This window comes from Streptococcus parasanguinis (assembly GCF_009717775.1).
Classification (GTDB): domain Bacteria; phylum Bacillota; class Bacilli; order Lactobacillales; family Streptococcaceae; genus Streptococcus; species Streptococcus parasanguinis_AG.
In genome coordinates, this window is record NZ_WMZF01000008.1 from 46,362 (window position 1) to 70,056 (window position 23,695).

At 42.1% G+C, this 23,695-nt stretch carries 26 protein-coding genes and 1 other annotated feature; of the genes, 2 read left to right on the top strand and 24 right to left on the bottom strand.

What is annotated here, in order from left to right; genetic code table 11:
• Positions 1 to 161 precede the first annotated feature (161 nt).
• The 12 genes from GMC92_RS09165 to typA form a co-directional block, all read right to left on the bottom strand.
• Positions 162 to 989, bottom strand: a complete 828-nt coding sequence (locus GMC92_RS09165; protein WP_155200230.1) for a DivIVA domain-containing protein — start codon at positions 987 to 989, stop codon at positions 162 to 164.
• Positions 990 to 998: 9 nt separating this feature from the next.
• On the bottom strand, positions 999 to 1,790 hold the full coding sequence (locus GMC92_RS09170; protein ID WP_155200231.1) for a YlmH family RNA-binding protein: 792 nt from the start codon (positions 1,788 to 1,790) through the stop codon (positions 999 to 1,001).
• Between the two features lie 6 nt (positions 1,791 to 1,796).
• Positions 1,797 to 2,060 (bottom strand): YggT family protein, encoded by a 264-nt coding sequence (locus GMC92_RS09175; RefSeq protein ID WP_024055397.1) that lies wholly within the window; start codon positions 2,058 to 2,060, stop codon positions 1,797 to 1,799.
• Between the two features lies 1 nt (position 2,061).
• Positions 2,062 to 2,697, bottom strand: coding sequence for a cell division protein SepF (locus GMC92_RS09180; protein WP_049483056.1), 636 nt, complete (start codon positions 2,695 to 2,697; stop codon positions 2,062 to 2,064).
• Between the two features lie 9 nt (positions 2,698 to 2,706).
• Complete coding sequence (locus GMC92_RS09185; protein WP_155200232.1) at positions 2,707 to 3,375, bottom strand: YggS family pyridoxal phosphate-dependent enzyme; 669 nt, start codon at positions 3,373 to 3,375, stop codon at positions 2,707 to 2,709.
• Positions 3,376 to 3,377: 2 nt separating this feature from the next.
• Positions 3,378 to 4,643, bottom strand: a complete 1,266-nt coding sequence (ftsZ, locus tag GMC92_RS09190) for a cell division protein FtsZ (protein ID WP_049474213.1) — start codon at positions 4,641 to 4,643, stop codon at positions 3,378 to 3,380.
• A gap of 15 nt (positions 4,644 to 4,658) precedes the next feature.
• Positions 4,659 to 6,047 carry a cell division protein FtsA gene (ftsA, locus tag GMC92_RS09195; RefSeq protein ID WP_155200233.1) on the bottom strand — a complete coding sequence of 463 codons (1,389 nt, stop codon included), beginning with the start codon at positions 6,045 to 6,047 and terminating at the stop codon, positions 4,659 to 4,661.
• A gap of 142 nt (positions 6,048 to 6,189) precedes the next feature.
• Positions 6,190 to 7,401, bottom strand: coding sequence for a cell division protein FtsQ/DivIB (locus tag GMC92_RS09200; protein WP_155200234.1), 1,212 nt, complete (start codon positions 7,399 to 7,401; stop codon positions 6,190 to 6,192).
• Positions 7,385 to 8,467 (bottom strand): UDP-N-acetylglucosamine--N-acetylmuramyl-(pentapeptide) pyrophosphoryl-undecaprenol N-acetylglucosamine transferase, encoded by a 1,083-nt coding sequence (locus GMC92_RS09205; protein WP_155200235.1) that lies wholly within the window; start codon positions 8,465 to 8,467, stop codon positions 7,385 to 7,387. Before GMC92_RS09205 ends, GMC92_RS09200 begins: the two co-directional genes overlap by 17 nt.
• A gap of 1 nt (position 8,468) precedes the next feature.
• Positions 8,469 to 9,818, bottom strand: a complete 1,350-nt coding sequence (murD, locus tag GMC92_RS09210) for a UDP-N-acetylmuramoyl-L-alanine--D-glutamate ligase (RefSeq protein ID WP_155200236.1) — start codon at positions 9,816 to 9,818, stop codon at positions 8,469 to 8,471.
• Between the two features lie 90 nt (positions 9,819 to 9,908).
• On the bottom strand, positions 9,909 to 10,157 hold the full coding sequence (locus tag GMC92_RS09215) for a DUF3165 family protein (RefSeq protein ID WP_004219693.1): 249 nt from the start codon (positions 10,155 to 10,157) through the stop codon (positions 9,909 to 9,911).
• 23 nt (positions 10,158 to 10,180) lie between these two features.
• Positions 10,181 to 12,028, bottom strand: a complete 1,848-nt coding sequence (gene typA / locus GMC92_RS09220; RefSeq protein WP_049474409.1) for a translational GTPase TypA — start codon at positions 12,026 to 12,028, stop codon at positions 10,181 to 10,183.
• Between the two features lie 178 nt (positions 12,029 to 12,206).
• Here typA and GMC92_RS09225 point away from each other — a divergent pair, with 178 nt between their 5' ends.
• Positions 12,207 to 12,932, top strand: coding sequence for a 16S rRNA pseudouridine(516) synthase (locus GMC92_RS09225; protein WP_155200237.1), 726 nt, complete (start codon positions 12,207 to 12,209; stop codon positions 12,930 to 12,932).
• A 43-nt stretch (positions 12,933 to 12,975) separates the two neighbouring features.
• Here the strand turns inward: GMC92_RS09225 and GMC92_RS09230 are convergent, their stop codons facing one another.
• The gene (locus GMC92_RS09230) at positions 12,976 to 13,359 is read right to left on the bottom strand and encodes a rhodanese-like domain-containing protein (RefSeq protein ID WP_031575916.1); all 384 of its coding nucleotides are present in this window, start codon (positions 13,357 to 13,359) and stop codon (positions 12,976 to 12,978) included.
• Complete coding sequence (locus GMC92_RS09235) at positions 13,359 to 13,577, bottom strand: YqgQ family protein (RefSeq protein WP_003017930.1); 219 nt, start codon at positions 13,575 to 13,577, stop codon at positions 13,359 to 13,361. Before GMC92_RS09235 ends, GMC92_RS09230 begins: the two co-directional genes overlap by 1 nt.
• 87 nt (positions 13,578 to 13,664) lie before the next feature.
• Here GMC92_RS09235 and GMC92_RS09240 point away from each other — a divergent pair, with 87 nt between their 5' ends.
• Positions 13,665 to 14,324 (top strand): prepilin peptidase, encoded by a 660-nt coding sequence (locus tag GMC92_RS09240; RefSeq protein ID WP_023917439.1) that lies wholly within the window; start codon positions 13,665 to 13,667, stop codon positions 14,322 to 14,324.
• A 7-nt stretch (positions 14,325 to 14,331) separates the two neighbouring features.
• On the opposite strand, the gene trpB is transcribed toward GMC92_RS09240, so the two are convergent.
• The 10 genes from trpB to ccdA2 all read right to left on the bottom strand — a co-directional run bounded on the left by trpB (position 14,332) and on the right by ccdA2 (position 23,592).
• Entirely contained in the window at positions 14,332 to 15,519 is a 1,188-nt protein-coding gene (trpB, locus tag GMC92_RS09245) for a tryptophan synthase subunit beta (RefSeq protein ID WP_023917437.1), read from the bottom strand.
• A gap of 121 nt (positions 15,520 to 15,640) precedes the next feature.
• Positions 15,641 to 15,876, bottom strand: a binding site (T-box leader).
• Positions 15,877 to 15,943: 67 nt separating this feature from the next.
• Positions 15,944 to 16,471: a VanZ family protein gene (locus GMC92_RS09250; protein WP_037599244.1), complete on the bottom strand. Its 528-nt coding sequence runs from the start codon at positions 16,469 to 16,471 to the stop codon at positions 15,944 to 15,946.
• Positions 16,458 to 17,546, bottom strand: coding sequence for a dual-specificity RNA methyltransferase RlmN (rlmN, locus tag GMC92_RS09255; protein WP_049514207.1), 1,089 nt, complete (start codon positions 17,544 to 17,546; stop codon positions 16,458 to 16,460). The genes GMC92_RS09250 and rlmN overlap by 14 nt, the downstream gene beginning before the upstream one ends.
• Positions 17,547 to 17,552: 6 nt before the next feature.
• On the bottom strand, positions 17,553 to 18,128 hold the full coding sequence (locus tag GMC92_RS09260) for a YutD family protein (RefSeq protein ID WP_003005915.1): 576 nt from the start codon (positions 18,126 to 18,128) through the stop codon (positions 17,553 to 17,555).
• A 135-nt stretch (positions 18,129 to 18,263) separates the two neighbouring features.
• A complete protein-coding gene (locus GMC92_RS09265; protein ID WP_155200238.1) occupies positions 18,264 to 19,976 on the bottom strand; it encodes a cache domain-containing sensor histidine kinase in 1,713 nt (570 codons plus the stop codon).
• Positions 19,973 to 20,707, bottom strand: a complete 735-nt coding sequence (locus GMC92_RS09270; RefSeq protein WP_155200239.1) for a response regulator transcription factor — start codon at positions 20,705 to 20,707, stop codon at positions 19,973 to 19,975. The genes GMC92_RS09265 and GMC92_RS09270 overlap by 4 nt, the downstream gene beginning before the upstream one ends.
• A 58-nt stretch (positions 20,708 to 20,765) precedes the next feature.
• Positions 20,766 to 21,887 carry a peptide-methionine (R)-S-oxide reductase MsrB gene (gene msrB / locus GMC92_RS09275; protein WP_155200240.1) on the bottom strand — a complete coding sequence of 374 codons (1,122 nt, stop codon included), beginning with the start codon at positions 21,885 to 21,887 and terminating at the stop codon, positions 20,766 to 20,768.
• A 12-nt stretch (positions 21,888 to 21,899) separates the two neighbouring features.
• Positions 21,900 to 22,460, bottom strand: a complete 561-nt coding sequence (locus GMC92_RS09280) for a redoxin family protein (RefSeq protein WP_155200254.1) — start codon at positions 22,458 to 22,460, stop codon at positions 21,900 to 21,902.
• Between the two features lie 56 nt (positions 22,461 to 22,516).
• Positions 22,517 to 22,855, bottom strand: a complete 339-nt coding sequence (locus GMC92_RS09285; protein ID WP_070589645.1) for a hypothetical protein — start codon at positions 22,853 to 22,855, stop codon at positions 22,517 to 22,519.
• Positions 22,856 to 22,881: 26 nt separating this feature from the next.
• Positions 22,882 to 23,592 (bottom strand): thiol-disulfide oxidoreductase-associated membrane protein CcdA2, encoded by a 711-nt coding sequence (gene ccdA2 / locus GMC92_RS09290; RefSeq protein ID WP_155198937.1) that lies wholly within the window; start codon positions 23,590 to 23,592, stop codon positions 22,882 to 22,884.
• Positions 23,593 to 23,695: the final 103 nt, after the last annotated feature.

Sequence of the window (23,695 nt, forward strand, 5' to 3'; positions counted from 1 at the left end):
AAGAGACTTTCTCCTCTCATCCCGTAACGAGGGAAACGTCCGTTCTTACTCAATGATTCAGAACGAATACTGTAAAAGGATCATCCATTAAGAGGGAGTGCAGATCTTCCACCATCATCTGCTCGCTAGACCTATCATTAATGGACCTGTTTTTACAAAAATTATAAAATATTGACAGATTCACGATTTGCATCATCTTCAGGTTGAACAGTTTCTTCAACCGCAACAACTTCCTCATTTTCATGACGAGCGTGCTCTGCTTCTTCTAAAGCGGATTGAACTTTTTCATTCAAACCTTCAAACGCTTGTGTCGCACCCAATTCTAAGTTAGCTGCTTCAATACGTTTTTGCAATTCTTCGATTTCAGCTGGAGAGAATTGACGAGTCAAATCAATGTTCTCATCTTCTGCATGATGATGGTGAACAGATTCACCCAAAGCTTTCTCAACAATTTCACGGAAAGCTTCATCACTTGTTTGAATATACATAGCTGTTGGGCGAAGAATTTCATCCCATTCAGGCGTATCGATAATGCTCAATTGGCTTTCGATTGTTGATTTCAAACGTTGATGGAAGACGCGTGTCTTGTTCTTCAACTCCTCTGTTTCAACGGCAACCTTCTTGGCGTTATCCGTTGCATGACGAAGGATTTCATTTGCTTTTTGTTTTGCTTCATCTACTAAATGTTGTGCATCTTGTTCAGCTTGACGAACAATATTTTCAGAACGTTCGTTAGCTGCTTGTTTTACACGTTCAGCAGTATCTTGTGCAATCAAAACAGATTGACTCAATGAATCTTTCATTTCATCAAAATAGTTTAAGCGTTCTTCAAGAGCTTGAATTTTTGCTTCTTGATCATGATTTAAACGAACAAGATCTTCATAATCGCGAACAACGATATCTAGAAATTCTTCTACTTCGTTCGCATCATACCCTCTAAATTTAACGCCAAAAGTTTTATCTTTAATTTCTAAAGCAGTAAGAGCCATAACTCCTCCTCATTTTTTACTTAAGAGTACTTCAACAGTTACTTTATATTTTCCACTCTTTGAAATACCATTTTCAGAAACAATTTTAAGACGCCCAAAGCGTCGGACACTGACTAAATCATTCAAACCTACAGCATAGCTAACATTAGAAGTTGTCGCATAATTAACTTTCACCAAGCCAGAACTAATCAACTGACTGGCTTGTGAGCGCGAAAGCCTGAAGGTCCCAGCAATCACCTTGTCTAACCGAAAACTTGACACGAGAATATCTCGCTGCTGGCTTTCTTCCTCTACAACAATCTGTTCAGATAGAGGAACTTCCCTAAGCTTAACAGGCACACGAGAAATTTTCTGGATGTGATCCATGAAATAGGGAACAAAACGCTGTTCAACAAATACTTGGATCTTTCCTTCACTCGTTAGAATATCTCCAAAAGACTTGCGCTCCACTCCTAATTGGTGAACAATGGTCCCCAGAACCTGGGAATGGGTCAAGTGATGAAATTTGGAAGCATAGGCCATCTCTATTAAGGCCAGATCAAAGTCACTTGGATCCAATTGATAATAATCCGGAGCCACAATGACCTTGGCATACTCCATTTTCTGCTCATCACTGGAAGCAAAGACCTGTAATTGATAGCTTGCCGCAACATTTCGTAAAATAGCGACCTGATGAGGGTTTAAAAAACCCGTCACTTCAACAGAATAGCGTTCAATTACTCTTTCTGACAATTCAATACAACGATCAATAAATTCGTGATCTTCGCGATTGAAATGTTGATAAATCTCTTTCTGTCCCATCGTATTCTAACCAATCAAAAATAGAAACAACCGGGCTAATAGCTGATTCATTAGGTTCAAGACCAAAAGTGCTACAAGAACCGTAAAATCCAAGCCTCCAACCTGCAAAGGTAACTTTCTAAAAAGGCTCAAAAATGGTTCAACTAGGCGGTGAACCATTTGTCCAAGAGTACTCTGAGGTGCCCCAGGGAACCAAGAAAGTAAGGCATAGATGACAAGAATGATGGAATAGATTTGAATGATATTTGAAAGATATTGAAAGATAATCATCTTAGCGATTACGTTTCATATCATAGTCGAATTCTGTCACTTCCACATCATTTGGAAGGCGAATATCTTCCACATTAACGACTACATTAATTGGAGTCAACAAGTACATGGTGCTTGCAACACGGCGAAGATTTCCTGCCAAAACATAACGAGCCCCATCCAAATAATCCAAACAACGACGGGCTTGTACCTCTGTCATATATTGGAAGTCAATCAAGATACTCTCATTAGATAGTAATAGATCGACAATTTCAGTCGCTTCCTCGTATTTACGGGGATAGCGTACATCAATGGTAATCTTTTCATCTGTATTCGCACGATTAGCAGCCAATTCACGTTGACGTTCATGCAAGCGAGTGATATTTTCAGATGTATTTTTCGTTGTAGACACAGATTCCTTCACAGCTGCTGTAGATACAGGAGTTGTAACAGGTGCGACAGGAGTCGGTTTTGGTTTTGGTTTTACCGGTTCTTTTTGACTAATCTGTGGACGTGGAGAAGTCACTTGAGGAGTCGGCTGTGGCTGTGGAACTGGTTGTGTTTCCGCACCAGCTGCTTTTGCCTCGCGAACTTCTACTTCTTCACCGTCTTCTGTGAAGTAGTCAATAAAGTTGTTAAATTTATCTTTTAATGACATAGTTCTTTCCTATTTAAAAAATGATGTCCCAATTCTAACATAAGTCGCACCGTTCGCAATGGCTACTTCAAAGTCACGACTCATACCCATACTTAGTTCTGAAAAAGGCATATTTTTTAATTGTTTCTTTTCTAGTTGTTTCTGAAGTTGGTGAGTTTTTGAAAAAATATCCTGCAACTCTTCTTGACTAGCCTCAAAAGGAGCCATCGTCATTAAACCAACAATTTCAATTTTGTCCAGCTGTGCGATTTCCGCTAAAACATCATCCAGTTCATCGGGTGCAAATCCATGCTTACTTTCTTCACCAGAAATGTTCACTTGGAGGAAACACTTGATCGGGTGTTCTGCTCGCTTTTGAATTTCTTGAGCTAGCTTCACCGAATCCAAGGCATGAAAGTAATCGACGAGATTGATCACGTCTTTTACTTTTCGCCGTTGGAGGCTCCCAATCAAGTGCCAAGTGAGGTCATACTCTTTTAGAGCTTGATACTTTTCTAGGAATTTATCAACACGATTTTCACCGATATGTTGGATACCTGTTTTCACCAGTGCTTCTGTTGTTGCAACATCTACATACTTGGTGACAGCTATCACATTAACTTGATCTTGGCGGTTAGCTTTGTTTCTTGCTGTTTCTACTTGTTGCCGTACAAGATCAGCATTCTGTTCCAGATTCATGATTAACGATTCCGGAAGAATGGTGGTGTTTCCAATTCATCATCATCTGAAGATGAATCTACATAACGATCAACTTGATGTGTTGATGTTGGTTCAGTTTGGCGAACGATATTCTCACGGCGAATATCCCAATCACCAAAAGCTGAGCCACGGTTTGGTTCTACCGCTGGACGACTTGGAGTTGTTGGCAATTCAACATCTTGTTTCAAATCAAATTCACGGTCAAATGGTGCCGTTTGTGGGCGTTGTTCACGTGGTCCTGTTTTATAAGGACGTTGTGAGGAAGCAATTCCGCTGACGCGTTCTACCTTGTCTTGACGGACACCGGTTGCAACAACCGTCACGCGGATTTCATCTTTAAGAGATTCATCAATAGATGTACCCAACCAGATGTTCACTCCGTGACCTGCAGCTTGGTTCACAATTTCTGAAGCTTCTTCAGCTTCGATCAAAGTCATATCCAAACCACCTGTTACGTTGACGATCACGTCTTCAGCACCGTCAATGGTTGTTTCAAGGAGTGGTGAGTAGATAGCTTTACGAGCTGCTTCGATAACGCGTTCTTCACCGCTACCAACACCAATACCCATGAGGGCATTTCCTTTGTTTTCCATAACAGTCTTCACGTCTGCAAAGTCAAGGTTGATCAATCCAGGACTTGTGATCAAGTCAGTGATCCCTTGAACACCTTGACGAAGAACGTTGTCAGCTTCACTCAACGCTTCAAGAAGCGGTGTCTTCTTGTCCACAATTTCAAGCAAGTTGTTATTAGAAATAATCAACAATGTATCTACATGTTCGCGAAGTTCATTAATCCCTTCAATAGCAAAGTTCCCACGTTTTGAACCTTCAAACCCGAATGGACGAGTAACAACTGCTACTGTCAAAGCACCAACTGCTTTAGCAATACGAGCGATGACTGGTGCAGCACCTGTACCAGATCCTCCACCCATCCCTGCAGTGATGAAGACCATGTCTGCACCTTGCAAAGCTTCTGTTAACACTTCTTCGCTTTCTTCAGCTGCCTTGCGACCAACTTCAGGTTGACCTCCAGCACCCAATCCACGAGTCAATTTTGGACCCAATTGGATAACTGTTTCAGCTTTTGCACTTGAAAGTGCTTGAACATCTGTATTAGCTGCGATGAATTCTACACCGGCAACGCCTTCGTCAATCATACGATTGATGGCGTTACCGCCACCGCCACCGACACCGATTACTTTAATTACTGCACCTTGTGCCGCTGCTGTGTCAAATGAAAATGTCATAAATACTTACACTCCTTAATCAAACATATTACCGATCAAATTTTTCATTCGGTCTGTGAATGTAGTTTTTGGTTCTTGTTTGCTATCATTGCTTGCTACTGGAATTTCTTGAGCATCTACTGGAGATTCAATCTTCTCAGCATTGTACGCAGGTACTACCGGTTGTGCTGGAGCAGCAGGTTGTGGTTGTACTTGTGGTTGCACAGGTCGATCAAATTGAATCGGTTGTTGACGCAAGACTTCGTCTCCATGAACCGCAGCTTGAGCAATAATATCCACATCTGTCAAATTGCCTGCATATTCAGACAAGCTAATTACATGGGCAAAAGCTGGATTGCGAATTCCAATTTGATTTGGAACAAACAATTTCACATTTACACCAAAGACTTCTTGAGCCAATTCTTCAACACCTGGAAGGATCGCACCTCCACCGATGATGACAATACCACCAGGAAGATCCAACAAATGTCTTCTTTCAAGGTCTTGCTTGATTTGCTCAAAGATGTGTTTGATACGTGCTGAAATGATTTCAGCCAAGTACTTCTCAGTCACTTCAACTGGCTCTACTTCACCGATGACTTCTACATGGAAGACTTCGTTTCCAGCAGATGGTACATAGGCTTCACCATAGTTGAACTTCAAGCCTTCTGCTAATTTTTGGGAAGTTTTCAATACTTTAGAAATATCTTTGGTAACATAATCGCCACCTTCTTGGTAGATATTTGTAAATTGAAGTTCTTGGCTACGAACAGATGCCACCGTTGTTTGGCCACCACCCATATCGATCACCGTTGCTCCGAATTCACGTTCGCCTTCATTCAAGACTGTTTTGATCATCGCAAGCGGTGAAATGATGATGTTTTCAATTTGTAAGCCTGCACGTTCAACGGTTTTACGCAAATTGTGCAAGATTGTACGAGGTCCTGTATAAAGAAGACCACGCATTTCAAGTCGAATCCCCATCATTCCGCGTGGATCGCGGATTCCTTGGAAACCATCAACTGTGAATTCCTCAGGAATGAAGGTGATTACTTCACGATCCGGTGTCATACTTTTTGTGAGTGCAGATTTGACAACATTTTCAACATCTGCATCTGTGATTTCTTTTGAATCACTTGTGACTGGAATCATTCCTTGAGTTGCTTCGATTTGTAGTAAGTTTGCAGGCAACCCAACATTGACTAGATTGATTGAAATCCCTGCTTTTTCTTCAGCTTGGCTGATTGCATTTTTAATTGCATTTGAAGCAGCTTCGATATCTACTATAATTCCATCTTTGACGCCAGCACTTTTTGCATTGCTGACTCCAATTACATTCATTTCTCCATTGACATGTTCTGCCACCAATACTTTTATTGAACTAGTACCGATATCTAAACCTGTAAAAAAGCCGTCTCTAGCCATTACACCAGTCCTCTCTCTTTATTTGTTTTCACTTTACATCTATTTATAGCCCTTTTAGTTGGAACTATCCAAACTTCATTATATCACAAAGAAGCCTAAAATGGACATTTTTTCTTCAATTATTTGAGATAATTTATGGGCTTTACTCATTCCCAGAAGAATTCTCTCCTTCTGGATTCTGTTCTTGGCTTGCTTCCTCAGAATGTTCTTCTTGCTTTTCTGTACTTTCAGCCTTTTCTTTTTCAGCTTGCTCTTTGGCATCTGCAATGGATTGTTCACTATAGCTGAAGACTCCAGCCTCCATATCAATGGTGGAATCATCGTCTAATTGCTTACTAATGGCTTTATAGTAAGGAAGCTTGCGGGTAATTTGGGAAACAGGCACCAAGATTTTATTATCGTTTTTCATAGTGATGGTCACCAGATCCTTGGTGACCTTGCTCGGAGTCAGATCTACCGAAACAATTTTATCCGTAATGGACGAAGAAATAGACTTCATTTCTTGGACAAATTGTCTAACTAATTCTCGATCTGAGAATTTTAAGCTAATATAGGAGGACGGCAATTCCGAAGCTGGAGTTACTGTCTCCACTACTTCTCCATTTTCCAATACTGGATAGTGGTCTTCTCCCGTCACATAATAGGCAACCACTTTGTGTTCCACGATATTGACTTTAAAGGTCACTGGGAATTGATAATGCATGTGCACTTCTTTGATCCACGGACTAGCCGTTTTCATATTTTGTTCATAGACCGATTTATGAAGGAAGGTCGTCAGAGTATAATCTTCTTCTTTGATGCGACTTTTTTCATACAAGAGTTGCTGATCAACCGCCTTGTTCCCTGAAAATTCAATCACTTTCTGTGTGGACAAGGGACTTAAAAAATAGATTGAGAGAAGGGCGACAATCGAGCTGATTCCGATTACCGGAAGGGCACGATAGATATGGCGTTTTGCCACTGTCGGTTCCTTCTTTGGTTTTTTCGTCTTCAAGCCTTTAAAAAATGAAGGCTTTTTCTCTTGTTTCTCTGAAGGATCTAGCTCCTCTTTAGCCGGATCAACTTCTTCTCCTTCTGAACTTTCTCCATCCGCATCTGGATCCTCTTTGGCCTCAGATTCATCTTCCTCTTCAGACTCTTCTATTTCTTCAGATTCTTCCTCTGAGACAGAAGCTGTTTCTTTTTCTGAAAGGTCTTCGTCTTCTTTTGCTTCTTCGCTTTCAGTTTCCTCTGTCTCAGCTTCTTCCGCTTTTTCAAGCGCTTTTTTTTCTAAATATTCTTTGTTTCTTTTTTGCCAGGCTGACAATTCTGTAATTTTGTCATCCGTTGGTGTTTTTTTATTGTCGTCCGTCATCTTTTCCCTTACTGATATCCTTTTGAAGCAGGTCATAAAAATCGTCTAGTGAAAGGAGTTCTGTCGATTTTTCCATTGCTTGGTGGTAAACTTGGCTTTGCTTCAACATTTCTTGAATGGTTTCATTAAAGGTTTCGAGGGTCAATTGATCTTCCTGCAATTGCTCTGCATAACCTTTATCCACAAAATATTGGGCATTTTCAATCTGATCGCCACGGCTGGCTTCTTTTCCAAGTGGTACAATCAAATGGAGTTTGTTCATAGCCAAGAGTTCAAATAAGGTATTGGCTCCACCCCTAGTCACCACTAAATCAGCCTTCTGGAGCATGGGCAAATACTGATCGGTTACATAATCCACTCGATACAAGCCACCCTCAGCCTGATTCAATGTTGAATCGCCCGTCAAATTGATGATATTGTAGTGCTGCAAGAGCTCTGCTTGATGCTCTGTTACAAATTCATTAAAGACACGCGCACCAGCTGATCCTCCGACAAAGAGAAGGGTCGGCAACTCTTTTCGGAAACCTTTTGTTTTTTCTTCTAAAACTTCTGAAGTCGGCGGAATATGATCTGTGACCTTGGTTACCGCACCGATATGCTCACTCTTTGTCAAACCATGTGCTTGCTCAAAAGTCGTGTACATCTTGGTAGCAAATTTATAAGCAATTTTATTGGCCAATCCCATCGAGAGATCGGACTCATGGATATAGACAGGAACACGAGTGAGACGAGCCGCGATCACTGGTGGCACCGAGACAAATCCCCCTTTTGAGAAGAGAACTTGTGGACGCACACGGAGCAGAATCGCTATGGATTGGAGCGTTCCCCAAGCCACCTTGAACACATCCATCATATTTTGGAAAGAGAAATAGCGACGCAATTTCCCTGTTGCAATCGAATGGAATCGTACCTCTAAGCCAGACTTTTTGATCTCTTGGTATTCGATTCCTTTTTTGTCCCCAATATAATGAACTTCCCATCCATCTTCGATAAATTTTGGAATCAAGAGGAGATTAAGGGTCACATGTCCCACGGTTCCCCCACCAGTAAACATTATTTTTTTCATCTTATTTCAACCCTTTTACTGTAGCAAGGAATTCATCCCCACGCACTTCAAAATTCGGATACATATCCCAGCTGGCATTGGCAGGACTTAAGAGCACAACATCTCCAGGGCTAGCCAAGTCGAAGGCTTTCTTTGTAGCATCTGCTACATCTGTCGCATCGACATATGAAACACCCGCTTTATCGGCTGCACGTTTCACTCGAGGAGCTGATTCCCCGAGAATCACCATTTCCTTTAGACCAGTAATGTGAGGCACCAATTCATCAAATTCATTGCCACGATCGAGCCCTCCTGCAATCAAGATAACCTTGCTGTTATCAAAACCAGAAAGAGCTTTTTGTGTTGCTAGAATATTAGTCGATTTGCTATCATTGTAGAATTTGACACCTTGAATTTCATCCACATATTGAAGACGGTGTTTCACTCCTCCAAAGGCCGACAAGGTTTCTTTAATGACCTCATTCTCCACACCTCGGACTTTTGCAACAGCAATCGTTGCCAAGGCATTCTCTACATTGTGACTACCTGGAACGCCCAGTTCATCTGCACGCATGACAGCTTCTCCCTTAAACTTGAGAAGTCCATCTTCCAAATAAGCCCCATCCACTTTTTCAACCGTTGAAAATGGAAGGACCCTTGCCTTGGTTTTTGTAGCGAGTTCCTTGGCTAGGTCTTGGTTGAAGTTCAAGACAATGACATCTTTTTCTGTCATATTCTTTTGAAGATTCCATTTGGCAGCTACATAATTTTCAAAAGAACCATGATAGTCGATATGGGTCGGCATGAGGTTGGTAATCACTGCAATCTCTGGATGGAAGGCTTCAATTCCCATCAATTGGAAAGAAGACAATTCCATGACCAGAACGTCCTTTTCTGTTGCTGTTTGTGCAACTTGACTAGCTGGAAAACCGATATTCCCAGACAATAGACCACCTTGACCTGCAGCTGTCAAGACTTCCCCGATCATGGTTGTTGTCGTCGTTTTTCCGTTTGATCCTGTAATCCCAATAATTGGCGCATCCGAAATCAGATAGGCCAATTCCACTTCAGTGAGGATGGGAATGCCTTTTTCAAGCGCTTTTTCAACCATTGGATTGGAATAAGGGATTCCTGGATTTTTGACCATGACTGCAAAGTCTTCATCCAACAATTCCAGAGGGTGACCTCCTGTCACAACTTTAATCCCTTCTTCCAGTAAACTTTGTGCTGCTGGATTTTCTTCAAAAGGTTTGCCATCATTGACGGTCACAATCGCTCCTAAGTGATCCAACAAACGGGCAGCTGACTCGCCTGACTTCGCCAAACCTAATACAAGAACCTTTTTATTTTCAAATTGTTTCACAAATTTCATGATTTCTTCGCTCCATTTTTATCACTCTCTATTTTACCTTTTTTTAACAAAATTAAAAAGCCCAAAGGGCTTTAAAAATCACGTCAGCATTTATTTTTTCTGTTTGGTCGTCATTTTGGAAATATCCACCAAAGCCAGGTAGCCAACAAAGGCGAGAAAGGCACCGACAAAAAACTCAGACGGTAGTTGGAATATCTGAAAAATGGCGAGACAAGTCAGTACGATAATGGAGACGATTAAGACCACCATTGTGACACTGTTTAAGGTACCACGAATACTTTTTGGGGTCATAAAAAGGTAAAAAAGGAGAATCAAAATCCCTAAGATAAAATAGACCATTTTGTTTCTCCTTTCTTTCCGTATTATTCAGCAGCTGCTGATTTTTTCTTTTTATTTGCTTTTTCGCGTTCTGCTTTGTTCAAGATTTGTTTCCGCAAACGGATAGATTCAGGTGTTACTTCCATGTACTCGTCGTCGTTCAAGAACTCAAGAGATTCTTCCAAGGTCAAGATACGAGGAGTCTTGATAACCGCTGTTTGGTCCTTAGTAGCGGAACGAACGTTGGTCATTTGTTTTGCTTTCGTAATGTTTACGGTCAAGTCGTTCTCACGAGAGTTTTCACCAATGATCATTCCTTCGTAAACTTCTGTACCTGGATTGACAAAGATCGTACCACGTTCTTCGATAGACATGATAGAGTAAGTGGTTGCTTTTCCGTTATCGATTGAAACAAGAGCACCACGGTGACGTCCACCGATTTCTCCTGGAATCACTGGCAAGTATTGGTCAAAGGTGTGGTTCATGATTCCGTAACCACGTGTCATTGACAAGAACTCTGTTGAGTATCCAATCAAACCACGCGCAGGAACAAGGAAGACCAAACGAGTTTGACCGTTACCTGTTGCAACCATATCCAACATTTCACCCTTACGCTCAGAAAGGCTTTGAATAACAGAACCTTGGTATTCTTCTGGTGTGTCGATTTGTACGCGCTCAAATGGTTCACATTGGACACCATCAATTTCCTTGATAATAACTTCTGGACGAGACACTTGCAATTCGTATCCTTCACGACGCATGGTTTCGATCAAGATAGACAAGTGCAATTCCCCACGTCCTGAAACTGTCCATTTATCAGGTGAATCAGTTGGGTCAACACGAAGAGAGACGTCTGTTTGCAATTCCGCTTGCAAACGTTCTTCGACTTTACGTGAGGTCACCCATTTCCCTTCGCGACCAGCAAATGGTGAGTTGTTGACCAAGAAGGTCATTTGAAGGGTTGGTTCATCGATGTGAAGGATTGGAAGAGCTTCAACTGCGTCTGTCGGTGTGATCGTTTCTCCAACGAAGATATCTTCCATACCAGAGATCGCGATCAAATCACCTGCTTTAGCTTCTTGAATTTCACGACGTTCCAAGCCAAAGAAACCAAAGAGTTTGGTAACACGGAAGTTCTTAGTCGTTCCATCCAATTTAGAAAGAGTTACTTGGTCCCCAACTTTTACAGTACCACGGAAGACACGTCCGATACCGATACGACCTACAAAGTCATTGTAGTCAAGAAGGGATACTTGGAATTGAAGAGGCTCATCTGAGTTATCAACTGGAGCTGGGATGTGATCAATGATAGTATCAAAGATCGGTGCCATTGTGTGCTCTTGATCAGCTGGATCATCTGAAAGTGAAGAGGTTCCGTTAATCGCTGATGCATAAACAACTGGGAATTCCAATTGGTCATCATCCGCACCCAATTCGATGAAGAGTTCAAGAACTTCGTCTACAACTTCTTCTGGACGAGCAGATGGTTTATCGATTTTGTTAACTACAACGATCGGAACAAGATCTTGTTCCAAGGCTTTTTTCAATACGAAACGAGTCTGAGGCATGGTTCCTTCGTAGGCATCTACGACCAATACAACCCCATCAACCATTTTCATGATCCGTTCCACTTCTCCACCGAAGTCCGCGTGTCCTGGTGTGTCCATGATATTGATTCGAGTTCCGTTATAAGCAACGGCTGTATTTTTAGCAAGAATGGTAATCCCACGTTCTTTTTCAAGATCGTTTGAGTCCATTGCACGTTCTTGCAATTCTTTACGTTCATCCAAGGTGTGCGATTGTTTCAACAATTCGTCTACCAAGGTTGTTTTACCATGGTCAACGTGGGCAATGATCGCAACGTTACGAATATCTTCTCTTAATTTTGTCATGATTTCCTCTATAAAATTTTAAATAATATTTCTAACTGAACAATTATACCACAGTCCTATCTAAAAAACACAGTTCAGCTAGTTGTAAATGTTTTCATCTTCATTTCTTTTCTCCGACTCGATTTCCTTTTCTTTTCATGATACACTGATGATAAGAATTTCAGAAAAAGAGGCTCCCATGAGATTAGACCAATTGATGGCAGACCATCAGTATGCTCGCAAAGACATCAAACAACTTCTGGCCCGAAGGCAAATCTTGGTCGATCACCTACCAGCTCAAAAGCTATCCCAAAACATAGACCCTGGACTCCAACAGATCCAAATCGGGGATCGGATCATTCAAGAACCATGTCACCACTACTACATGCTCCATAAACCAATCGGGGCTGTGACCGCCAAAAAGGACGCCCTCCATCCAACGGTGATCGAGCTAGTGGACCCCCAGCAAGAGTACCCAGACCTCTATCCGCTTGGTCGCCTCGATCGCGACACCAGTGGTCTGCTCCTCATCACAGATAATGGTCCCTTAGGCTTTCAACTGCTCCATCCTCAATACCATGTGGAGAAGGTCTATGAGGTAGAAGTCAATGGTCCGCTCTCTGCAGCCCACATCGAGCAATTTCGGAATGGGATTTCATTCACAGACGGCTCTATCTGCAAGCCTGCCTCCTTGACCATTCTAGAAAGCCACCCCAGCTACAGCAAGGCCCAGGTCCGCATCTCAGAAGGAAAATACCACCAAGTGAAAAAGATGTTTTTGGCCATTGGGGTCAAAGTAATGACCTTAAAACGCTTGTCTTTTGGTCCCTTCACCTTGGATCCTCAATTAGCCCCTGGAGAAAGCCGACCTTTGAATGAGATGGAGCTCACACGGGTCAAAGACTACCTTGAAAAAACGAGATAAAAAAGCTCTAACCACACACTTTGTGCAGTTAGAGCTCTTTTTATTAAGCGTCTTTTTTCACTTTCCCATTCCAAGAATCGAGACCATAAGACAAGACATAAATGTCTGTATAGCCCTGTTTCTTAAGATAGAGAGCCGCATTGGTTACACGCGAACTCCGGCTATTCTCATAAAGCAAAATTGGTTTGTCTTTGCGCAAGGCTGCAAGACTCAACTTCAACTGAGTAGAAGGAATGTTGCGTGCTCCTAAAATATGCTTAGCATGAAACTCAGCTGGCTCTCGCAGGTCAATCAACTGCCCTTGACGAATGAGCTCTTCAAAAGTGGCATTATCCACAAATTTAGCAGCTTTACGGATGCGGAAATAATTAAACGCCATCCATCCAAACGCTCCTAAAATAACCAACCAAACAATGATATTTCCCATCACTCTACCTCACTCTTTTTCAAAAATTCTAATTCTTGCTTGTGTTCTCTTCTTAAAACGGTATCGGCTTCTAAATAATCGAGCCGTTCCATCAGGCCTGCATCATAAAGACGTTGAAGCTCAATTTTCATCAATTCGATGTCATAGAGGCGCTTCCCTACGTAAATGATGATTCCAAAACGTTTTAAAAATTGTTGAACATCATACAGGTTTTTCATGTTCATTATTGTATCAAATTTAGAAAGGCTTTACAAGATTTTCAAGTAAATGATGACATTTTTCGATTTGTTTACGAATAAATAAGTATGATCAACTTTTATTTTTTTACCATCGGTACTTGTTTCGCCTCTTTTTTGGGACTAGTGGTCGATCGCTTCCCAAACCAATCCATTCTCACTCCTCGCAGTCATTGCGATCACTGCCAGCACGTCCTTGGAGTTTGGGATCTCATCCCCATTATCTCGCAACTACTGCATCGTTTTCGCTGTCGCTATTGTCATCAGACCTACCCATTTTGGTACTGCCTTTTTGAGATCTGGAGTGGCCTGATCTTCTTAGCCTGTGCCAATGGTTTTCTTTCTCTGCCTCAACTTCTGACGTTACTCGGATCTGCTGTTTTAGCCATCTATGACCTACGCTTTATGGAATACCCCTTGGCCATCTGGTGTTGTCTCCATGCCTTAGTCCTCTTTTTATCCGGTAGTAATCTCCTCATGCTGGTCTTTTTACTCCTTGCGATCGGTGCCCACTTTTTCTTTATTGGAATGGGGGCGGGAGATTTTCTCTTACTCGCCACATTCTCACTCAGCTTTTCTTCTACCAAGATCCTCCTTCTCATCCAGATCTCATCCATCTTAGGCATTCTCTTCTTTGTCCTCAAAAAAGAAAGAGACCGGATTCCCTTTGTTCCCTGTCTCTTTCTCAGTTATCACGTATTACTGCTTTATACGATGTTTTTTAGATAAGTTCTTCTTATTTTGCAGCTTTTGCTTCCAAATAATCGGCAATAGCAGCCACGTCCTTATCCCCACGTCCAGAAACGTTGATGATGATGATCTTGTCTTTATCCAATTGTGGAGCACGTTTGACCGCTTCTGCAATCGCGTGTGAGCTTTCAATGGCTGGAAGGATCCCTTCTGTCTTACTGAGAAGAAGAAGAGCTTGAACCGCTTCATCATCTGTCGCTGCTACATATTCTACACGACCAGAATCTTTAAAGAAAGCATGCTCTGGACCAACCCCTGGGTAATCCAAACCAGCAGAAATCGAGTAAACTGGCGCTACTTTTCCATCTTCGCCAAAGACAGCATAAGTCTTCATGCCATCGACAACTCCTACAGTCCCTTTGGTCATGGTAGCGGCGTGCTGATCGGTATCCAAGCCATGACCAGCAGCTTCTACCCCAACCAAACCGACTTCCTCTTCTGCGACATATTCAGAAAAGGCACCGATGGCATTGGAGCCACCACCAACACAGGCAATCACATAGTCTGGCAAACGACCTTCTTTTTCCAAGATTTGACGTTTAGACTCTTCGCTGATCACTTTTTGGAATTCATGCACAATGGTTGGGTAAGGGTGAGGTCCAACAGCAGAACCCAAAACGTAAAAGGCATCGAGGTCTGCCATCCATGCTCCAAACGCAGCATCAACGGCGTCTTTCAAGGTCTTGGTTCCTGTTTCAACCGCATGAACGGTTGCCCCCATCATTTCCATGCGGAAGACATTGAGACGTTGACGCTCCACGTCTTCTGCCCCCATGTAGACATCACAGGCCATACCAAATTTAGCTGCCGCAGCTGCTGTAGCTACACCGTGTTGACCAGCTCCTGTTTCAGCAATCACGCGTGTTTTGCCCATGCGCTTAGCCAAGAGAATTTGCCCCAAGACGTTATTCAATTTGTGCGAACCTAGGTGATTCAAGTCTTCGCGCTTCAAATAAATTTTTGCCCCACCTAAATGCTCTGTTAAACTTTCTGCAAAGTAGAGTGGTGTTTCGCGTCCAGAATAGTCTTTCAAATAATGTTTGTATTCTGCAATAAATTCTGGGTCATTTTTATACTGTTCAAAGGTTTCCTCTAATTGATTGAGCAAGTTTTGAATGGGTTCTGGTACGAAAGATCCACCAAATTGTCCGAAATAGCCTTTTGTTTCTGTCATGATTGTGTCCTCTTTTCTATATCTTCAATCCTGTTTATGATCCTTTTCTCTCGCTGGCCCTTTGAGCTGCAGTCTCACTGGGTTCCTTTGAGATACAAAAAACCTCACACAGAAAAATCTGTGTGAGGACGATTCGATACCGCGGTGCCACCTCCATTGTAGGAAGATAGTCTTTCTCCTACATCTCTGACCTGTCTAACAACAGGGTGCACGATAAGGTGTGCTCACCGAATTTTTATTGTTTCAAATTCATCATCATAAACGCATCAGCCCATTTCAAGATTTACCACTGCTTGTTCGCAATCACCACAAGCTCCCTGGAAGTGAGAAAAATCTCTACTTTTCTGATGTCTTGAAGCTATTATAGCTCCCGCTTCTGATTTTGTCAACAAAAATTTTAAAAAGGCGCTAAAATGTTCGGATTTTATATTTTTCCATCTTCTGCTAGCAATCGTGCTCGGAGATACTGAAATACTAGATAAGCCAAGTAAGCCCCTAAGGTATTGGTCCACAAATCATCTAGCTCAAAGACACGATTGGCATCAAACAAAAGATCTAAGAGAACTTGGCTAGATTCAATCCACAAGCTCATGGCAAAGCCGAAGAACAAGACCCGTTTGCGACTCCTCAACCAGGGCCATAGCCAGAGAAGTTGAAAGACCAGCGGGCTTAACAAAAAGACATTGGCTACGTTTTGTAGAATCACCTTGATGAGTTGGATGACACTGGTGATCTGGCCAAAATTCATCAACGAATTCAGTGGAACCAGTAGGACGACGATGCGACCAAAATGTTGAATTCCCGGTGTTTCCATACCCGGCTCTGGCTGTTGAGGCAAAAAGCACATCAGGCACAAGAGGATAAAATAGAAGAAGCTGCCACTCTGTAACAGCCTTCTTCCTCTCTTTGTTAGTTCTGTTTGATCCATCAGCCCTTGTTTAAGGTTGCGCATGTTCAACAATCGCTTTCTCCCGATCTCGTTTCATGGTATTTGAACGCAATTGGCCACAGGCAGCATCAATATCTGTACCGTGCTCTTGACGCACCACACAGTTGACACCTTGTTTTTTCAAGGTATCATAGAAGGCCATAACCCGTTCTTTTGGACTCCGGCTATATTGGTCATGCTCACTGACAGGATTATAAGGAATCAAGTTAACATAAGACAATTTCTTGATATTCTTGAGCAATTCTGCCAACTCTAAGGCTTGCTCAACCCCATCATTGACTTCATTCAACATGATGTACTCAAAGGTCACCCGACGGTTCGTGGTTTCGATATAGTATTCAATCGCTGCAAACAATTTTTCAATTGGGAAAGCCCGGTTGATCTTCATGATGCTAGAGCGCAAGTCGTTGTTTGGAGCATGTAGAGATACCGCCAAATTGACCTGCACACCTTCATTTGCAAAGTCGCGAATTTTATGGGCCAAACCAGAAGTTGATACGGTAATATGACGAGCCCCAATCGCTAGACCTTTATCATCGTTGACGGTCCGGATAAATTTCAAGACGTTGTTATAGTTGTCAAATGGTTCTCCGATCCCCATGACAACGATATGGCTGACCCGTTCATCTTGACCCCGTTCGTCAAAGTATTTTTGGACCAACATGATTTGAGACACGATTTCCCCATTGTTCAAATCGCGTTGTTTTTTGATCAAACCTGAAGCACAGAAGGTACAACCGATATTGCATCCGACCTGAGTCGTTACACAAACAGATAAACCATAGTGCTGACGCATCAAGACGGTTTCAATCAACATGCCGTCTGGCAATTCAAAGAGGTACTTGACCGTTCCATCTGCTGACTCTTGCACGATCCGTTGTTTGAGTGGGTTGACAACGAATTGATCATTTAACTTCGCAATTAAGTCCTTAGAAAGGTTGGTCATTTCTTCGAAAGACTGGACACGTTTACGATAGAGCCATTCCCAGATTTGGGCTGCACGGAATTTCTTTTCGCCGTTTTCTTCTGCCCAATCAATCATCTCTTGGCGTGTCAAACTATAAATGGATGGTTTCATTTTCTCTTACTCCTCTTTTTGACGAATCACAAAATGACGTTTGTTGTTCGTCTTCGTTGTTTTTTTAGTTTCAGCAGACGGTCTTGTTTTTTTCGAGTTATTCGTTGACTGTCCCTTGTCGCGTTCTCGTTTTTGGAAACGATCTTTTTGTTTACGATTGCGCGAACGCTTCTTAGGCTCTCTCTCTTCTGATTGAGCTTTTTTGACCGGTGATTTCTTATCAAAGGAAGCACGATGAGGCTCCTTATTTTCAAGGACAAAATAAGCACAACCATAGCTACAATATTCTAACAAATAATCGTCTAAGCGACTTAGTTTATCCATCGTTGCAACATCGCGTTCTTCCTTATAGAAGCCACGCAAGCGCAACTGCTCATTGCTCCAATCACCAACAATGTAATCAAATTTAGTTAAAATCTCAGAAAATCGTTGACCAAAAACGGTCGCATCAAATGCTTCCTTCTCATTTTTTAACAACTCAAAAGAGAGGTTTTCTGAAAGGATCTGGTCTCCTACCTGACGAAACACAGGTCCAGGAAATTTATTGTAATTATATAATTCAGGGTCAATCTCTTTTCGCATAGTGTTCCTTCATCAAAATCTATTTACTGTAACACTTTATTCTATCATAAATTTGATGACTTGCGTCAGATTTGACTAGAAAAGAGTTGAAATTCCTTTAACAGCAAAAAGAGACAAAGAAGGCAATCTTTGTCTCTATACATGTTCATCAGATGATGAAAGGGGCAAAAAAAGAGTAATTTTCGTATAGCTATTGGCTTTGGAATCAATCTCCATACGATAGGCTTCGCCAAATTGAAGATGCAATCGTTGGTCCACATTTTTCAAGCCAACACCTCCTAAACGAAGAAGGGGTTGGTCTGTTGATCCTGATAAATCAAACCCTTGTCCATTGTCAAAAATCGATACGCAGGCGGAGTCTCCACTGACTTCAGTTGTCACTCGAATGAGACCTGGCCGATCGATCTCTTTAATGCCATGGTAAATTGCATTTTCCACTAAGGGTTGAAGCACTAATTTGGGGAGCTGATAATCGCCCAACCGTTCATCTTCTAGAATTTCATAATTGAGCTTTTCACCATAACGTTGTTTTTGAATGAAAAGATACTGGCGGACATGGTCAATTTCATCTCTCAGTAGGATTTGCTCCTGGCCTTGGTTGAGAGCCAGTCGAAAATATTGAGCCAAAGACTTGGTGATGTTGACCACGCGCCGACTATCATTAAACTCTGCCATCCAGACAATCGTATCCAAAGTATTGTAGAGGAAATGCGGATTAATCTGAGCCGAAAGTGCCCGCAACTCATAACGCCGCGCGTTTTGCTCCTCTTCCTTAACCTGTTTCATGAGGTTATCGATTTGGTCCAACATGGCATTAAAAGCTTGAGCGAGGTCCACCAATTCTGGAGATCCTTTGGCTACAGCCCTCACGTGAGCTTCTCCTGCTCCAATCCTCAAAATGATGGTCTGAAGGTCTCGTAAGGGTTTGATCCACAAACGCAGAACAAAGCCGATCCCTATCAAACACATGATCAAAGCTAGTAATCCTAGGCCAATGAAAGAGTATAGGAGTTGCGACTGAAGCATCTGAAGTCCTTCAAGTGAAGCTACTCCAATCAAGGTCCAATCACTATCTGGAATCGGAACCTGATAGATAAAATTCTGTCCTCCTTTAGCATAACCATCTGTCACAGCAATATAGGGCTGCATGGCCTGCATCTCTTGGCTGGAGGAATAGACCGCTTTTTTAGGATGGTAGACAAACTCATGCTTTTGATTAATGATAAAACTAAAGCCTTGTTTCCCTAGCTGAAGGTGATCCAAATAAGCCTGTAAGCTATCGTAGCCAATATCCAAACGTACTACTCCGAGATTTTGACCAGTCTGATCGACTACTTCTTGGGTAATAGAAACCACCCATTTTTCTTTTTCCGAGGTCAGGGATTCCTTTCGAGCTGGCGTCAAAACTGGCATGGCTCTTTCCTTAATCGCCTCTTGATACCAGCTTTCATTCATCATGTCTGATGAAGTCTGCATGCTGATTTTGGAATCTGTCGCTACCAGACGTCCATCCTTGGTCACCAAGACCGCAGAGACCAAGTCCGGATCCGTTTCAATCATCGTTCGCATCAAGTGCTGAACCGTTTTTTGATCCGCACTCTTATCTTGGGCAAATTGTTGAACAGCCTGTTCCTTGCTAAGCACCGTTGTGGTCTGCTTTAATTTTTTTAGATAAGACGTAATAAACTGACTACTTTGGTCGATACTATTTCTTGTCGTCCGCTCCGTTAGCTGGCGGATCGTCCCTGAACTCGTTTGATAGTATAGGCTACCGATGAGACCAAAAAGTAAGAGAATGAAGAGAAAAAAGTAGAGGACCAGCTGAATCAGCAAGGGATATCGTTTCATTCATGCTCTCCTTTTTTGTACTGCCTTGGCGTCACCCCAACAACCTGCTTAAAGCGTTGAGAAAAATAGTTCATATCTTCAAAACCAACCTGATCTGCAATCTCATAAATCTTTAAATCTGTCGTGAGAAGCAAGAGCCGAGCCTTCTTCATTCGCTCCTGGATAAGGTATTCTTGAAAGGGAAGTCCCAATTTTTTCTTGATCAATACACTTAGATAAGAGGGACTGAAACCAAGTTGATAGGCCAAATCCTTCAGGGTTAACTGGGAATCTGCTAAACGAGCATGAATAGCTTCTTCCAAGTCTGTCGAATAACCATGACTGACCAAATCTTCGACTTGCGCCTTTTTTCGCTCTTGATCGAGTTTTCCTTTCACCTTTGCTAACATCTCTTCGATATCATCTTTTGAAAAAGGCTTCAGCAAATAATCATCTGCACCTAACTTGATGGCTTTCCTCGCAAACTCAAAGTCATCATAACCTGTCAAAAAAATGATATGACAAGACGGAGACTGCTCTTTGACGAGACGGGCCAGATCCAAGCCATTCATTTGTGGCATATTAATATCGGTTAGAAGGATATCGGCTGGTTGATCTTGAAACTTCTTCCAGGCCTCACGGCCATTTTCTGCCTGGTTGATGACGGTCATTCCAAACTGTTCATAATCCACTAAGGAAGTCAGTCCCTGCCGGATAAGCTCTTCATCTTCCACAATCATGATCGCATACATGTCTTTCACCTACTTGTTTTTGCTAGGCTTATTATAGCAAATTGTAGTTCCAAATGTCTCAGACATAGTCCAATAAATAACCGTAGCCCTTTTCCACCATCTCTGCTTTAGGGATGAATTTGATTGACAAGCTATTGATGCAATAGCGAAGGCCGCCTTTTTCCTTAGGTCCATCAGTAAAGACGTGGCCTAGATGGGAATTTCCTACTCGACTCCGAACCTCTGTCCGAGTCATATTGAAACTCTTATCTTCCTTGTAGGTTGCCACATCCGGACTGATCGGTCGGCTAAAGCTTGGCCAACCACAACCAGAATCAAATTTATCCTTAGAGGAAAAGAGGGGCTCACCGGTCACGACATCTACATAAATACCGGCATCAAACTGATCCCAGTAACGATTGGAGAAGGCACGTTCAGTATCATTTTTTTGTGTCACCGCATACTCTTCGGGAGATAACTTCTTTTTGATTTCCTCATCGCTTGGCTTGGAGTAGCGACTAGCATCAATAACAGGATAAGAAGCCTGATTGACATCGATATGGCAGTACCCATTCGGATGTTTCTTTAGATAATCCTGGTGGTAGTCCTCAGCCTTGATGAAATTGGTCAGTGGCTCTTTTTCCACTGCTAACGGTTTGTCGTATTTTTTTGCTACCTCTTCAAAGACTTGGTTAATAGTTGGAAGATCCTCTTGAGAGACATAATAGACACCTGTTCGGTATTGAGTCCCTTGATCATTTCCTTGACGATTCTTCGACGTTGGGTCGATAATCCGGAAATAATGCAGGAGCAATTCTTTCAGAGATACCTGCTTGACATTGTAAGTGATATGAACTGTTTCAGCATGGCCTGTTTGAGGGACCAATTCATACTTGGTCGTTTCTCCCTTTCCATTGGCATAGCCTGATACGGCATCAATCACACCTGGAACACGTGAGAAATATTCCTCTACGCCCCAGAAGCAACCACCAGCTAGATAGATTTCTCGTTGGTCTTCTGGATTGACTTTTTCTTCCTGCTTTTTGTTTGCTACTGGTGTCTGACTCATGGACGCTTTTTTGATCTGTTCAGTCGTCGCATCTGATGTATCCAAGGCCATGGATCCTTTGACAAGGAAAAAGATTCCAAAACAAAATAGCCCCACTAAAAGAATGGAAATGAGTTTCCATTTTGTTTCCATTTTATGTCCTCCTTACTTCATTTCTTTTAGAGTCTGGACGATGTCTTCCTTGCTCATATAACCGATATGGGTCTTAGCGAGAGTTCCATCGCTTGCAATAAAGAGGGCCGATGGATAAGAACGAATCCCATACTCTTTTAGTAGCTCCCCTTTACTATCTAGCAAAACTGGGAAATCCTTGTAATCCAAAGATTGGTACCAATTTTTGAAATCTGCTGCTGATTTTTCGCCATTAAAGGTTGGAGCTACAACGGATAAAACCACATAATCCTTACCTGACTCTTCTTTTGCCAACTCATTGGTATCCTCTAATGTCGACAGGCAAATAGAGCACCAGGAAGCCCAAAATTTGAGGTAAACTTTCTTTCCCTTGTAATCGGATAAGCGGTAGGTCTTGCCATCCACTCCTTGCAGGTTAAACTCCTTCACTTTCTTGCCAGATGCTTGCCTAGCCCCAGCTTTGGCTGTTTGTTGGCTAATGTCCTTATTGGAAGTAGCCATTCCTTGACTCGAACAAGCCCCCAAAAGTCCAGTACACAAGATTCCTGCAGCTACTAAAGCTAATTTTTTCATCATTATCACCTCTTTAAACAAGGAGAAAGTCATCCTCAGATGACCTCTCCCTTCTTTTATTCCTTGTCTGATTTCATATCCGATGATCCACTCTTTTCGTCTTTCATTTCTGAATCGCTAGATTTCATCTCATCTTTTTTCATATCGTCCTTCATTTCAGAACTGCTGTCAGACATCATAGATGAATCTTTCATGTCTTCTTTTTTCATTTTATCATCGGACATGGATGAATCCTTCATGTCATCCTTCTTCATATCGTCCTTCTTCATATCGTCCTTCTTCATCATACTACTATCGTCCGTTTTTTTCATGTCTGAATCCGATTTTTGACCAGAACAAGCTGCTAAAGTGACGATGCTAAGTGTAGCAATAGAAAGTGCAAGAATTTTTTTCATGATTTTTCTCCTTTAATCATTTAAGATTAGTGAAACAAAGATGCGAGGCTATTAAGATTTCCTAGCATCAGCAAGATGCCCATCAAGATGATGAGGGCACCACCAATTTTTTTCAAGGTTCCCATATGGGGCTTGAGTTTAGCAAAATGTTGTAGAACCCAGCTAGAAGCCAGTGCCAAGACTAAGAAGGGGAGCGCCAAGCCTAATGTATAGACCAGCATCAGGAGAGCGCCTTGTAAAGCACCATTTCCTCCAGAAGCGGCAATGGCTAGAACCGAACTCAAAACTGGTCCGACACAAGGGGTCCAACCAAAACTAAAGGTGACCCCTATCAGAAAAGCATTGAAGAATTCATTGCGCTCCCGATTCTTTTTGAGTTGGATGGTCTTTTGCTTTTGGAGTTGTCTCAGATTGATCACGTCCATTTGGTGAATCCCTAGTAAGATCACAATCCCTCCTAGCAGATAGCGAAACCATGGAGCATAAAGCACCTGGCCAAGGGCCCCTGCACCGTATCCTAGAATCAGGAAAACAGTTGATAGACCTGCAATAAAACAAAGAGTCTTCACCAGGCCATACCAAGAAATATCTCTTCCAAAAATCCGAACAGTTTTCACTCGTTCAGAATCCAATAGAATTCCTACATAGACTGGCATCAGTGGCAAAATACATGGGGAGAAAAAGGATAGAACTCCCGCTAAGAATACTGAAATGGAAAACAAACTGGTTTGAATCATTTCACTACCTCCCTTTCTTTCTGATACCAGTATAAAGAAAAAATCCCTCTAAAAATAGAGAGATTGATAAGCAAAAACTTGAATTTGATTAGAAGGTGAATCT